The following is a 12885-nucleotide window of genomic DNA, read 5'->3' as shown; positions in this document are numbered from 1 at the left end:
TATACTTTTTAATGAATGTTTTTTTCAACCAAAGTAAAAAATTTTCAACGACTTCAAGAAATCATAAAAATCTTACTTAAGTATGGGTTTGAAGATGTTGTCTCTACCACTTCACTGAGCAGGTTTGTTCCTATTGATGATTGGAAGAGAGATAATAGACCTGTACTAAAGTTTAGTCGATCAGAACGTATACGAATGGTGATTGAAGACTTAGGACCCACCTTTGTTAAGTTTGCTCAAACACTAAGTAATCGCCCTGATATTCTCCCTCAAGATCTCATTGAAGAATTACAAAAGTTACAGGACAATGTGGCTCCTTTTTCGGAAGAAGAAGCAATGGCAATTGTTGAGAAAGAAACAGGAATGAATCTCAATGACTTTGTTTCATTTTTTGATAACAAACCATTAGGAGCCGCAAGTATTGGTCAAGTACATAGAGCACGCCTTAAAACAGGGCAAGATGTCGTTCTTAAAATTCAAAGACCTGGAGCACGAGAACAAATTCATACTGATCTGAGGTTATTACGTGAGTTTGTAAAACATACCAAGCATTTCTTTGCACGATACGGCATTCTCAATCCAGATGAAATCATCGAAACATTTGAAGAGTCGATCATCAATGAGTTAGATTATACTATTGAAGCGAAAAACATTGTTCAATTTAGAAACGCTCATAAGAACAATGAGAAGCTTCATATTCCCTATGCTTACTTAGAATACACCACCAAGAAACTCCTGGTAATGGAGTATGTAAGTGGATGTAAAATTACTGATAAGAGAACCATTGAATCTTGGGGTCTTGATGTAAAGCAAGTAGCTCTCAATGGTCTACATCTGTATTTAGATCAGATTTTTAATCAAGGATATTTTCATGCGGATCCTCATCCTGGAAACGTATTAGTAAGACCCGACGGAAAAATCATCCTAATTGACTTTGGGATGATTGGTCGTTTAACCAAATATCAAAGGTATAGTTTTGCCAATTTTTTAACCTCTATGGGGCATGGAGATGCTAGAGGAATGGCAATGCATCTGAGACGGATTTCTAAAGAGTCTGATGCAGAAGATTTAAGAATGCTAGAGCAAGACCTTAGTGAGCTGGTAGATCGCTATATTATTCATGCTTCAGACTCCACATTAGCCGATATTACAGGGACTCTTCAAGAGATCATCTACAAGCATCACCTTGCGGTGCCAGGATCCATTTTTATGATCTTAAGGGCTTTGGCAATACTCGAAGGTATTTGTAATGTGTTATGGCCTTCATTAGAAAGTTTACCAGAAATAGAGCCGTATGGCAAAAAATTAGCACAAGAGCAGTTTTCAATTAAAAACCTAAGTTCTGATTTTTATTATTCCTTCTATCAGATTTCTTCTTTACTCTATAACCTCCCAATGGAGGTAAAGTCCATATTGAAGAAAACGCGAACGGGAAAACTTTCCATCAATATTGAGCACAAGGGATTAGACCCCCTCATCAAACAAGTTGCAGAATCGGCTTCAAACCTTAATATCGTTTTATTAATAATTGGGTTATTGATTTCTTCATCAATAGTCATGACTTCACCGCTCACTTACTTACAAAGAAATTCAATGGGTATGCCTATGATAAGTACAATAGGTTATTCATTATCATTAATATTAATGTTTTATCTTTTAATCAAACCAAAAAGTAAAAAATAAAATGGCAAGTATCTTTACTAAAATTGTCAATGGAGAGATTCCATCACATAAAGTGTATGAGGATGACAATTATTATGCATTTCTTGATATTTCACCTGTACAAAAAGGACATACTTTATTGATTCCAAAAGTGGAAGTAGATGATATGTTTGATTTGGAAGATGAATTACTTGCTGGTTTATATGTCGTAGCCAAAAAAATCTCTAAAGCGATCAAGAAAGAATTCCCTTGTAATCGTGTTGGGCACGCTGTTATAGGACTAGAGGTTCCTCATGCACATATGCATTTAATTCCAATTAGTTCTATGCATGATATGAATTTTGCGAATAAATTAAATTTAAGTCAAGAGGAGTTAGCAGAAATTGCACAAAGAATTCGCATTCATTTATAAGTCAACGTTCAGTATTATCTCATGTCGTCAAAAGAAGAAGTTAAAAAACAAATTGAGCAACTGTCTGAAAAGTTGCATGATTTAAACACTAAATATTATATAGATGGTGTTTCTGAAGTTTCAGATCAAGAATTTGATCAAATGTTACAGCAATTACAACAACTTGAAGAAGCACATCCAGAATTTCTTACCCCTGATTCACCTACACAAAGAGTAGGAGGAGCACCAACAAAGAACTTTCCTACAGTAAGACATGAAGTACCTATGCTTTCATTGTCTAACACCTACAACAAGGAAGATTTAATAGAATTCGATACTAGAATTCAGAAAGACTTAGGTATTCAGCCAGAAATGGTTTGTGAGCTTAAATATGATGGAGTAGCGATTAGTCTTATCTATGAAAACGGTGTATTGGCTAAAGCGGTCACAAGAGGAAATGGAGAGGAAGGTGATGAGATCACAAATAACGCCAAAACCATCAAAACGCTTCCATTAAAACTAAGAGGTGATTTCCCTGCAAAATTAGAAGTCCGTGGAGAAGTGTTTATGAGCAAGGATTCTTTTGAAAAGAATAATGAAAAAATTATTGCAGAGAATGAAATCCGTAAGAGTGAAGGGAAGAAAGAACAGCCACTTTTAGCCAACCCTAGAAACGCTTGTGCAGGTGCTTTAAAACAACAAGATCCTAAAAAGGTCGCAGAAAGAAACCTTGATGTTTACATCTATGGTATTGTTGGGGATTACGATACTATTAAAAACCATTTTGACGCCTTAAAAACGTTACAATCTTGGGGTTTTAATATTCCAAATTCATTCGAAAAAGCAAAAGATATTGATGAGGTTTGGAACTTCATTACAAAATGGGATAAAGAGCGTTTTAACCTACCATTAGAAACAGATGGTGTGGTCGTTAAAATTGATCAAGAGGACCTTAGAAGAAAATTAGGTAATACTGCTAAAAGCCCACGTTGGGCTATTGCTTATAAATACAAAGCAGAAGCCGCGAAAACAAAATTAAAAAGTATCACTTATCAAGTTGGACGAACAGGGGCAATTACGCCAGTAGCCAACTTGGAACCTGTACAACTTGCGGGAACTACCGTAAGACGTGCTTCTCTTCATAATGCCAATGAAATTGAAAGGTTAGAGCTTTTTGAAGGGGATTATGTATTCGTAGAAAAAGGTGGAGAAATCATTCCAAAAATCACGGGGATTGATAAAACCATGAGAGAAACGGATGCAACTGCTGTTGAATTCATTGATAAATGTCCTGATTGTGGAACTGACCTTATCAGAATTGAAGGAGAAGCTCAACATTATTGTCCTAATGATAAATCATGTCCACCTCAAGTTAAAGGTAGAATACAGCACTTTGTGAGCCGTAAAGCCATGAATATCGACTCTTTAGGTGGAGAAACGATTGAACAGCTTATCGATAAAGGACTGATCAGTAATTATGCAGACTTATATACGCTAACCGCTACAAAGCTGGAGGCAATGGAGCGTTTTAAACAAAAGTCCATTGATAATCTATTATCGGGAGTTGAAGCTTCTAAAAACATCCCTTATGAAAAGGTTTTATTTGCTTTAGGAATACGTCATGTAGGTAGCACAATTGCTGAAAAATTGACTGAAGTTTTTAAAAATATAGATGCATTATTTTCTGCTACAGAAGAACAAATTGCTGATGTTTATGAAGTAGGAGGGAGAATCGCTGAAAGTATCGTAGAATTTAGAAATGATGCCGACAACATGGCACTCATTGAGCAATTAAAGTCTCATGAACTTCAGTTTGAGTTAGTTGAGAAAGAGAACACTGGAACATTAAATGAAAAGCTATTTGTATGTACAGGTACCTTCTCAGTGTATTCTAGGAATGAATTACATGACCTCATTAAGCAAAACGGTGGGAAAGTACGTACTTCAATTTCAGCAAAAATTGATTATCTTGTTGCCGGAGAAAAAGCAGGTTCCAAATTAAAAAAGGCAGAAAGCTTAGGAATTACTGTTTTGACGGAAGAAGAATTTGGTCAATTACTGAAAGGGAATAATGATTAACTTACTGAAGAACAAGCTTTTAAATTACAAATTAGAGAAGGAGTCTCCATCAAATGATATCATTCACAATAATGATGTACCTTTAAGAAAGGCAACTTCGATTGGTTTTTTATTTTACATAAAAGATAAATTGACGTTTGAATCATTATTGAATGAAATAAAAATTTTGAAGAATATTCTACCCAAATCTGTTAAAAATTTAGAAATAATATTTGTTTCTGAATTCAGTAAAACAGATTTTGAAATTCCTTTTAATTGTAAATTTATACCTGTATCAAAAATTAATTGGAGTAACGATAATGTAAAGAATGATCTTCAAATATTTGTTGAAAAATCTTTCGATTATTTATTCACATATTCGTTTTCAATTTCAAAAATATTAGATCAATTAACTCGAAAATCGCATGCCACTTGTAGAGTCACATTGAGTGAACATCAAGACGAAGGCTATTGCGAAATGAAATTATTATCAAGTCAATTCGCATTTGATGATAGGGTTAAAGCAGCAGTTGAAGTTTTAAACAGAATGTAAAAAAAGAGAGGTTAGATTTTAAAATCTAACCTCTCTTTTTTTATGACTTATTCTAGCACTATCCGTTGTTTTTGATCTCTTGGATCTCTAAACGAATATCTTGAGCAAGCTTCTTGATGTCTTGCATGTTCTTACGTACACGAGTACCAGCTGCAGCTACTTTACTGTTGTAGAACTTCTGTGCATCTTCTTCAGTTTGCTGAATAAGCTCTTTTAATTCTGTGAATTTGTCCATTTTTTTATTATTAATTTCTATCGATGAATTAATTAAGTGTATAGCAATTTATATAATAACTTTGAAAAATTATAATATTTAAGACGAAAAAAAAGGATAAAATCTCAATTTTTTATTGAAACCTTATCCTTTTTATATTGAAATTAAAATCAATAATAAATTACTTCATTATTTGTGGTTCAGCGTTAGCATACTCACCAGATTCTAATTTATGTTTTACAGCTTTAAATGCTGAAATTGTCTCTTCCACATCCTCTAAAGAGTGAGATGCAGTAGGGATTAATCTCAACATGATTACTCCTTTAGGTACAACAGGATATACAACTACTGAACAGAAGATACTATAGTTCTCTCTTAAGTCCATGATCATATTTACTGCTTCGTTTTGACCACCTTGTAAGAATACTGGTGTTACAGGAGTATCAGTTAAACCAATGTCGAAACCATTTGAAGTTAAACCGTCTTGTAATGCTGTAGCAACTTCCCAAAGTTTGTCTTTTAACTCTGGCATGTTACGAAGCATTTCCAAACGTTTTAAGTTACCTTTTACTAAAGGCATTGGTAATGTTTTCGCAAAGATTTGTGATCTTGTATTGTATCTTAAATACTCAATTACTTGCTCGTCTGAAGAGATAAATGCACCAACAGAAGCCATAGACTTAGCGAAAGTAGAGAAGTAGATATCAATTTTATCTTGACATCCTTGCTCTTCACCAGCACCAGCACCCGTTTTACCTAAAGTACCAAATCCGTGAGCGTCGTCAACCAACATACGGAATTGATATTTATCTTTAAGGTCAGCGATTTCTTTCAACTTACCTTGGTCACCTAACATACCGAATACACCTTCAGTAATTAATAGGATAGCACCACCTGTTTCTTCAACTAATTTTGTAGCTCTTTGTAACTGCTTTTCACAGTTCTCGATGTCATTGTGAGGGAAAACGAAACGCTTACCAACATGCATTCTCAAACCATCGATGATACATGCATGACACTCTGAATCGTATACTACAACATCTTTTCTATCTAATAACGCGTCGATAACAGACATGATACCTTGGTAACCGAAGTTTAACACCATTGTATCTTCTTTACCTACGAATGAACTAAGTTCTGATTCAAACTCTTCGATCAAGTTTGAGTTACCAGACATCATACGTGCACCCATTGGATAAGCTAATCCGTACTCAGCAGCTGCATCAGCATCTACTTTTCTAATTTCTGGATGGTTTGCTAATCCTAGGTAATTGTTTAAACTCCATGTTAATACTTCCTTACCTCTGAAGGTCATACGAGGAGCAATTTCTCCTTCAAGTTTTGGGAATGCATAATATCCGTGAGCCATTTTGGAATGATTCCCTAATGGTCCTCTGTCTTGAAGAAGTTTTTCAAATAAATCCACGATATAGTCTTATTTTAATGCTTGAAACATTATTCTAATTACAATCTAAATATGTCTCAGGAGTGAATATTTAGTACTCTATTTCATATAAAATAAGCACACCTCTTTTTGAGACATTGACAAAAATCGGTTTTATAGTCCTAAAACGTACTATTATAGTTCAGCATTTAAGTATTTTTAACATATTTTTGAGGTTTATTTTAATGTAAGCCCCATTCCAACGTTAATTTGATGATAATTTGAGAATGTATAGTCCCCATTAAGAAAAACTAAACCAAATTTGAGCATTACACCTCCTCCAAATTTCCAACTCCTAAGCTCAGATTCTTCCACAATTCTATCCTCAGGTAGGTTCAATGTCTTAGTCTCATCTTGTAGTAATCTATAATCACCGTTAAGCTTAGTTGTATTTTTACTGTAGATGAACCCTGAGTTTACATATATGGTAAGTAATGGTAGTGTTTTTGACATAATCAATTCAAAATCACCACCTCTTGTGAGGAAAGTTAAATTTCCAGGGTCATTCACTGGTGAAACGGAGCTTTGTTCTAATGGATAATTCCCTTCAGTTTGTGTATAGCCTCCAAAAATACTTAAATCGAAGGGTGATTTCTCCTTAAAAAACCATTGAATCAAATTGTGTTTTAATCCAGCACCCCACATTTGTAGTATAATTCCATTGTATTCCACCTTTGGAAAAACTCTACCCATTATTTCTGTATTCTTATAAATACCTAATCCAAACTTCAAATAGGGGAGAGCAGCTATAGGGATGTCCACACCTTTGGTGGCAGGCATGATTGCCTCTGTACCATCATCATTTTTAACACCTATTACAGACTCCGTAGTATTAGTCCCGAAAAAAGTAGGTATTTTCTCATTCCCCTTTATAATTCTTACATTTTGGATATCATCCACCGTATAATGAAATTCTGAAGAGGGAATAAAAACAATTGCAGAACCAAAACTGAGATCAAAACCAATAGGACGGTGTGGTCTTGCTGTATGATTCCAGCCCATACCAATTGCCCATTTATAGCTTTCTACTAAAGGGTCTGTATAACGGTTGAACAACTCCAAGCTACTTTTTTGTGCATTTTCTCCTTCAGTTGAAAATAAAGAAAGAACATCTTGAGCGTAAGAGAGGGGACTTAAAAAAAGTAATCCTATATATAGGTATAAACGTTTCAAAGGTAATAGGTCTTTAAGAACTTATATCAAGTAAAAAACTAAGAAAATGGTATTGAAAAATGATGCTTTAAAATAAATGTTTAAGTCTATTTCATATGTTATGTATCCTTTTGTACCTCAAAATCATTAGTTCTGATACTTATGTAATTCAAATATACTATTATACTTTTAAACACATTCTATAATATTGTTTTTATTGATTTTTAGTTGCAATTTGCAACTATGAGTTTAAATAAATTAGAACAAATTGAATTAGAATTCGAGATCCTTATTCAAAAGGATAGAAGAAACTGGCTTAGAGTGGCAAAACTTTTAGACCAAATCGAATCGCAACAACTATATAAATTAAGGTCAAGATCTTTTACCGAATATGTAAAAGGTTTAGCTCAAAAAAACAGAATCAATATTTCAACTTTATGGAGAGCTAGGTCAGGAGCAAAGCTTTATTTAGAAATACTAGAAATGAATCATCTTGATGAATTAGATGAATCTATCGTTAAAACTACACCGGAACAATTAGAAACGTTTAGTAAGGTAAGAACAATAGCTCCAACTAAAATTGTAGAAGATGTAAAAGAAAAAATGTTGAAGGGTGAGAATATGCGTCATGAATTAAGAGAATTATGGCAAATCTATAGACCTTTAAAAGGAGGAAAGACAGAAAGAGGACGTAAAAAAGAGGAGCCTGTTGTAATTACAGATAAAAAGAGTAAATCTCAATTTGTAGTGCCTTATCAATTAAAAGATACGGTGAGGAATGAAAACGTACAGAAAAATACTGTAGACACTTATTGGCAGGATTTAAAAAAGATGGAAAAATACCAACTTTCATCAGAAAACCTCGCTAGAGCAAATATTCTAAATGCATTAAGATCTGAACAATGGATCGCTAGAACACTTAAAGTTGATTTTTCTTCCAACCATGAACATCTTGTAGCTTTTGTAATTCAACAGCCATCAAAAGTCGTCGATGTTATCACACTGACTAAACCCGAAAAAAACTATAAGAAAAGGCCCGTTATCATTGGTTCAGAGATTATTACAGATTTGTCTTCATTTAAATCACAAAAACAAAAAATCTTCACGAAGTCATTATTTTGTGATTATTTCTATTTGGCAATTCCTATGAATGATGAATACATTCAAAAAGCTGAACAATTCTGTAAAGATTCAAACCTTGGAATAATATGTATTGGCGATCATTTAGCAAATGACACAAAACACATCTGTAAAATTCATTCGTTAAGTACATTGAAAGAACCTGATCAGAATTATGAATACATTATGATGCAGAAAGTAATGGAAAGATTATTAGGTTGGAATTAAAACTAAAGCCTTCAGTATTTACCGTTTAAATAAAATACATCAAATAAATATAATAAACATTATGTTAAATAGATGCTTTTAAAGTTTCAATTATTGATTTTATATAATTCATTACCAATGTTTTAATGTAGATTTTTATCCTCATTTTAGTTGTTAGAATGATTCAATGTATATATATTTGTAATACATAATTCATCAAACAACTACTTCATATTATGAAACATCTTTTGATCTTATTCCTAACAACCTCTCTCCTTCTTGCTACAAAAACCTTAGCAACAGAAGACAATGAGAAAGTAAAAAACTACACAATCATATCTGTTACTTTAACCGTTCAATATGGAGATGGTTATTTTCAAATAACAAGACGATTATTCAAAGCTCTACATCTTCCTGAAAATGAAATGACTTGGCATCATGTCAAATACATTAAAGAAATGTATAATGAAAAATACAACTCTTACGATTTGAAAGTAGGAAATGAAATCACTATTTTGAAAGCCGAATTTATTAAGTGATTGAATCAATGAGGAAGAATTGTCTTCCTCTTTTTCTTTTTAGGATAGATGGAAAAATTAAATACTGAATATAAAAAAGCTTTAAAGGCACATTGTAAATCTCTAATAGTTGGTAAGGTAAAATCATTAGAGGAAGCCATGGAAAGTGCCCAGCAATCTGCTAATGCTGAAACAAGAAGTACAGCTGGTGATAAACATGACACTGCTCGTGCGATGATGCATTTAGAAAAAGAAAAAATGGGCACTCAGTTATCTCAAAACCTTCAATTATTAAAAGTGATTGAGGAAATTAATGATACAAAATCTGATACAATTAAGCCTGGTAGCTTTATCAAAACAGATAAGGGATTATATTATTTATTGATAAGTATCGGTCAGGTGAAATTTGAAAAGGATAATGTGTTTGTCATCAGTGCACAATCCCCTATTGGAAAAATATTTATCGGGAAATCAACCAATGAAAAGGTTAAATTCAACGGTAATGAAATGACAATTCTTGAATACATCTAATCTTCTTGATTTATAAAAATAAGATTTCTTAAGCAAAAGAACTTGAAGCTTTAAAATTGACAATTATTATTGTTTGATCTAAAAATCTTAGTTTATCCTACTCTCAGAAGTATTATAAAATAGATTTATTTATATCTTTGCTTGATTTATTGATTTCAGGTCAAAAATTAGAGTGCTAGGCTTTAGTACTAAAACAAAAAACGCAATTAATTTTTAGGATACATTTACAGTATGTCTGAATATAACCATAATTCATTTGAGCCTAAATGGCAGAAATATTGGCAAGACAACAATATTTATAAAGTAGATATTGATAAAAGTAAGCCAAAATATTATACACTTGATATGTTCCCATACCCTTCTGGAGCTGGTCTTCACGTAGGTCACCCAATGGGATATATTGCTTCTGATATTGTTTCAAGATACAAAAGATTAAAAGGATTCAATGTACTTCACCCAATGGGTTTTGATTCTTTTGGTCTTCCTGCTGAGCAATATGCGATTGAAACAGGTCAACACCCTGCAATCACTACAGAGCAAAATATCAGTACATTCAAGTCTCAAATGAATAAGATCGGTTTCAGCTTTGACTGGAGTCGTGAAGTTCAGACTTCTTCACCTGAGTACTATCGTTGGACACAATGGATCTTTGAACAATTATTCAATGTTTACTACGACAAGGATGCCAACAAAGCAAAGGATATTGCAGAGTTAGTGAAACATTTTGAAGCAAATGGTTCTGAAGGAATCAATGCAGAATGTGATGACGATGCTACTGTTTTCACTGCTGAGGATTGGAAAGGATACTCAGACAGCGAAAAAGCGACTATCCTATTACAATATAGATTGACTTTCTTGTCTGAAGCAATGGTAAACTGGTGCCCTGCATTAGGAACTGTTTTAGCCAATGACGAAGTAAAAGATGGTGTTTCTGAAAGAGGTGGACACCCTGTAGAAAGAAAGAAAATGAAGCAATGGATGATGCGTATCACAGCGTATGCGGATCGTTTATTGGGTAATTTAGATCGTTTAGATTGGTCTGACGCTTTAAAAGAAATGCAACGTAACTGGATTGGTAAATCTATTGGTTGTGAATTAGACTTTAAAGTAGCAGATAGTGATATTACATTAACAGCTTTCACTACTCGTGTTGACACTGTTTATGGTGTAACTTATGTAGTATTAGCTCCAGAGCATGAATTAATCCCTACTTTAACTACAGATGCACAAAAAGAGGCAGTTGAAACTTATGTTGAAGAGGCAAAAAATAGATCAGAAAGAGATCGTCAATCAGACGTAAAAACGGTATCAGGTGTATTTACTGGTTCTTATGTAATCAATCCATTGACTGGTGAAAAAGTACAATTATGGATTGCAGATTACGTTCTATCAGGATATGGTACAGGTGTTGTAATGGCAGTGCCTTCTTCTGATGATCGTGACTTCCGTTTTGCAAATCATTTCGACCTTCCTATCATCCGCGTAATTGAAGGAACTGAAGATATGGAAGACCCTACTCAAGTGAAAAAGGGTAAAATGATTAACTCTGGTTTCTTGAATGGCTTAGATTCTGACGAAGCAATCAAAATAGCTATCGATAAGCTAGTTGCATCAGGTCAAGGTAAAGCGAAAGTAAACTTCAGAATCAGAGACGCAGTATTCTCTCGTCAACGTTATTGGGGTGAACCCGTTCCAGTATACTTTGATGAAAACGATTCTCCTCTGTTAGTTCCAAATGAACAACTTCCGTTGAACTTACCAGAAGTTGAAAACTACTTACCTACTCCTGAAGGTGATCCTCCATTAGGAAACGCGAAGGATTGGAAGTTTGATGATAAATTCGGTTACGAATTAACGACAATGCCAGGTTGGGCAGGTTCTTCATGGTACTTCTTACGTTATATGGATCCTCAAAATAAAGAGGCATTTGTAAGCAAAGAAGCTGTAGAATACTGGAACCAAGTAGATTTATATGTAGGTGGTACTGAGCATGCTACAGGTCACTTATTGTACTCACGATTCTGGAACATGTTCTTATTTGACATGGGCTTCATCGGACACGAAGAGCCATTCCAAAGAATCGTAAACCAAGGTATGATCCAAGGTCGTTCTAACTTTGTTTACAGAGTAAAAGGTACAAATCAGTTCGTTTCTTATGGTTTAAGAAAAGACTATGATGTACAGCCTCTTTATGTAGATGTAAACATCGTAAATAACGATGAATTAGATACAGAAAAATTCAAAGAGTGGCGTAAAGATTATGCTGACGCTGAGTTTATCTTAGAAGATGGCAAATACATGTGTGGTCATGTTGTAGAAAAGATGTCAAAATCTAAATACAATGTAGTAAACCCAGATGTAGTAATCGAGAAATACGGAGCAGATACACTTCGTCTTTATGAAATGTTCTTAGGTCCTATCGAACAATCAAAACCTTGGTCAATGCAAGGTATTGATGGTGTTTGGAAGTTCTTAAGAAAAATGTGGAGATTATTCTACAACGATCAAGGACAATTAGTTGTAACAGACGGTAAAGCTACTCCTGAAGAGTTAAAAATTCTTCATAAAACAATCAAGAAAGCAGGTGAAGACATGGAGTCTTTAAGTTTGAATACTACTGTTCCTGCATTCATGGTATGTGTAAATGAATTAGCTGCTGCAAAATGTCATAAGAAAGAGGTATTAGAGCAATTATTAGTAATCTTATCTCCTTTCGCTCCTCACATTGCTGAAGAATTATGGCACGAAGCTTTAGGTCATGAAGATTCTGTAATTTTAGCTTCATTCCCTGAGTTTGATGCTTCTTTACTAGTTGAAGCTTCACATACTTACCCAGTTTCTATTAATGGTAAAATGAGAGTAAAAATTGATCTTCCAATGGATATTTCTCAAGAGGAAGCAAAAGAAGCTGTTTTTGCCAACGAAGTAGTTAAAAAATGGGTAGAAGATAAACCAATCAAGAAGTTTATCTTTGTTCCTAAGAGAATTGTAAATGTTGTTGTATAACACTTTATAAATACAAAACGGAAATAGGCA

General features: G+C 33.8%; 11 protein-coding genes. 8 read left to right on the top strand and 3 right to left on the bottom strand.

Going from position 1 to position 12885, the window contains the following annotated elements; translation table 11 throughout:
- Nucleotides 1-15 precede the first annotated feature (15 nt).
- From IC221_RS12320 to IC221_RS12305, 4 genes are read left to right on the top strand one after another with little or no spacing between them, the layout of a single operon-like run.
- On the top strand, nucleotides 16-1683 hold the full coding sequence (locus tag IC221_RS12320) for an AarF/ABC1/UbiB kinase family protein (RefSeq protein ID WP_188169258.1): 1668 nt from the start codon (nucleotides 16-18) through the stop codon (nucleotides 1681-1683).
- A 1-nt stretch (nucleotide 1684) separates the two neighbouring features.
- Nucleotides 1685-2074 carry an HIT family protein gene (locus tag IC221_RS12315; protein ID WP_044203988.1) on the top strand — a complete coding sequence of 130 codons (390 nt, stop codon included), beginning with the start codon at nucleotides 1685-1687 and terminating at the stop codon, nucleotides 2072-2074.
- A gap of 21 nt (nucleotides 2075-2095) precedes the next feature.
- Nucleotides 2096-4132: an NAD-dependent DNA ligase LigA gene (ligA, locus tag IC221_RS12310; protein ID WP_188169257.1), complete on the top strand. Its 2037-nt coding sequence runs from the start codon at nucleotides 2096-2098 to the stop codon at nucleotides 4130-4132.
- Nucleotides 4125-4664 carry a hypothetical protein gene (locus IC221_RS12305; protein WP_188169256.1) on the top strand — a complete coding sequence of 180 codons (540 nt, stop codon included), beginning with the start codon at nucleotides 4125-4127 and terminating at the stop codon, nucleotides 4662-4664. The genes ligA and IC221_RS12305 overlap by 8 nt, the downstream gene beginning before the upstream one ends.
- A gap of 58 nt (nucleotides 4665-4722) precedes the next feature.
- Here the strand turns inward: IC221_RS12305 and IC221_RS12300 are convergent, their stop codons facing one another.
- From IC221_RS12300 to IC221_RS12290, 3 genes are all read right to left on the bottom strand, one after another.
- A complete protein-coding gene (locus IC221_RS12300) occupies nucleotides 4723-4899 on the bottom strand; it encodes a hypothetical protein (protein ID WP_044203993.1) in 177 nt (58 codons plus the stop codon).
- Between the two features lie 160 nt (nucleotides 4900-5059).
- Nucleotides 5060-6304 carry a pyridoxal phosphate-dependent aminotransferase family protein gene (locus IC221_RS12295; RefSeq protein ID WP_044203995.1) on the bottom strand — a complete coding sequence of 415 codons (1245 nt, stop codon included), beginning with the start codon at nucleotides 6302-6304 and terminating at the stop codon, nucleotides 5060-5062.
- Between the two features lie 195 nt (nucleotides 6305-6499).
- Nucleotides 6500-7495 carry a DUF6588 family protein gene (locus IC221_RS12290; protein WP_188169255.1) on the bottom strand — a complete coding sequence of 332 codons (996 nt, stop codon included), beginning with the start codon at nucleotides 7493-7495 and terminating at the stop codon, nucleotides 6500-6502.
- A gap of 222 nt (nucleotides 7496-7717) precedes the next feature.
- On the opposite strand from IC221_RS12290, the gene IC221_RS12285 reads away from it, so the two are divergent.
- The 4 genes from IC221_RS12285 (at nucleotide 7718) to leuS (ending at nucleotide 12855) form a co-directional block, all read left to right on the top strand.
- On the top strand, nucleotides 7718-8821 hold the full coding sequence (locus IC221_RS12285; protein ID WP_188169254.1) for a hypothetical protein: 1104 nt from the start codon (nucleotides 7718-7720) through the stop codon (nucleotides 8819-8821).
- Nucleotides 8822-9036: 215 nt separating this feature from the next.
- Entirely contained in the window at nucleotides 9037-9339 is a 303-nt protein-coding gene (locus IC221_RS12280; RefSeq protein WP_188169253.1) for a hypothetical protein, read from the top strand.
- A 48-nt stretch (nucleotides 9340-9387) separates the two neighbouring features.
- On the top strand, nucleotides 9388-9849 hold the full coding sequence (locus IC221_RS12275) for a 3-oxoacyl-ACP synthase (protein WP_188169252.1): 462 nt from the start codon (nucleotides 9388-9390) through the stop codon (nucleotides 9847-9849).
- A gap of 231 nt (nucleotides 9850-10080) precedes the next feature.
- Nucleotides 10081-12855 carry a leucine--tRNA ligase gene (gene leuS / locus IC221_RS12270; protein ID WP_188169251.1) on the top strand — a complete coding sequence of 925 codons (2775 nt, stop codon included), beginning with the start codon at nucleotides 10081-10083 and terminating at the stop codon, nucleotides 12853-12855.
- Nucleotides 12856-12885 lie beyond the last annotated feature (30 nt).

This window comes from Flammeovirga sp. EKP202 (genome assembly GCF_014534745.1).
GTDB lineage: Bacteria > Bacteroidota > Bacteroidia > Cytophagales > Flammeovirgaceae > Flammeovirga.
Note: the sequence above shows the minus strand (reverse complement) of the source record. Positions and strands in the feature narration are given on the sequence as shown.

What these genes read in the sequence shown, in the direction of transcription:
- IC221_RS12320 (WP_188169258.1), top strand. Translation starts at nt 16, where the DNA reads ATGTTTTTTTCAACCAAAGTAAAAAATTTTCAACGACTTCAAGAAATC.
- IC221_RS12315 (WP_044203988.1), top strand. Translation starts at nt 1,685, where the DNA reads ATGGCAAGTATCTTTACTAAAATTGTCAATGGAGAGATTCCATCACAT.
- ligA (WP_188169257.1), top strand. Translation starts at nt 2,096, where the DNA reads ATGTCGTCAAAAGAAGAAGTTAAAAAACAAATTGAGCAACTGTCTGAA.
- IC221_RS12305 (WP_188169256.1), top strand. Translation starts at nt 4,125, where the DNA reads ATGATTAACTTACTGAAGAACAAGCTTTTAAATTACAAATTAGAGAAG.
- IC221_RS12300 (WP_044203993.1), bottom strand. Translation starts at nt 4,899, where the DNA reads ATGGACAAATTCACAGAATTAAAAGAGCTTATTCAGCAAACTGAAGAA.
- IC221_RS12285 (WP_188169254.1), top strand. Translation starts at nt 7,718, where the DNA reads ATGAGTTTAAATAAATTAGAACAAATTGAATTAGAATTCGAGATCCTT.
- IC221_RS12280 (WP_188169253.1), top strand. Translation starts at nt 9,037, where the DNA reads ATGAAACATCTTTTGATCTTATTCCTAACAACCTCTCTCCTTCTTGCT.
- IC221_RS12275 (WP_188169252.1), top strand. Translation starts at nt 9,388, where the DNA reads ATGGAAAAATTAAATACTGAATATAAAAAAGCTTTAAAGGCACATTGT.
- leuS (WP_188169251.1), top strand. Translation starts at nt 10,081, where the DNA reads ATGTCTGAATATAACCATAATTCATTTGAGCCTAAATGGCAGAAATAT.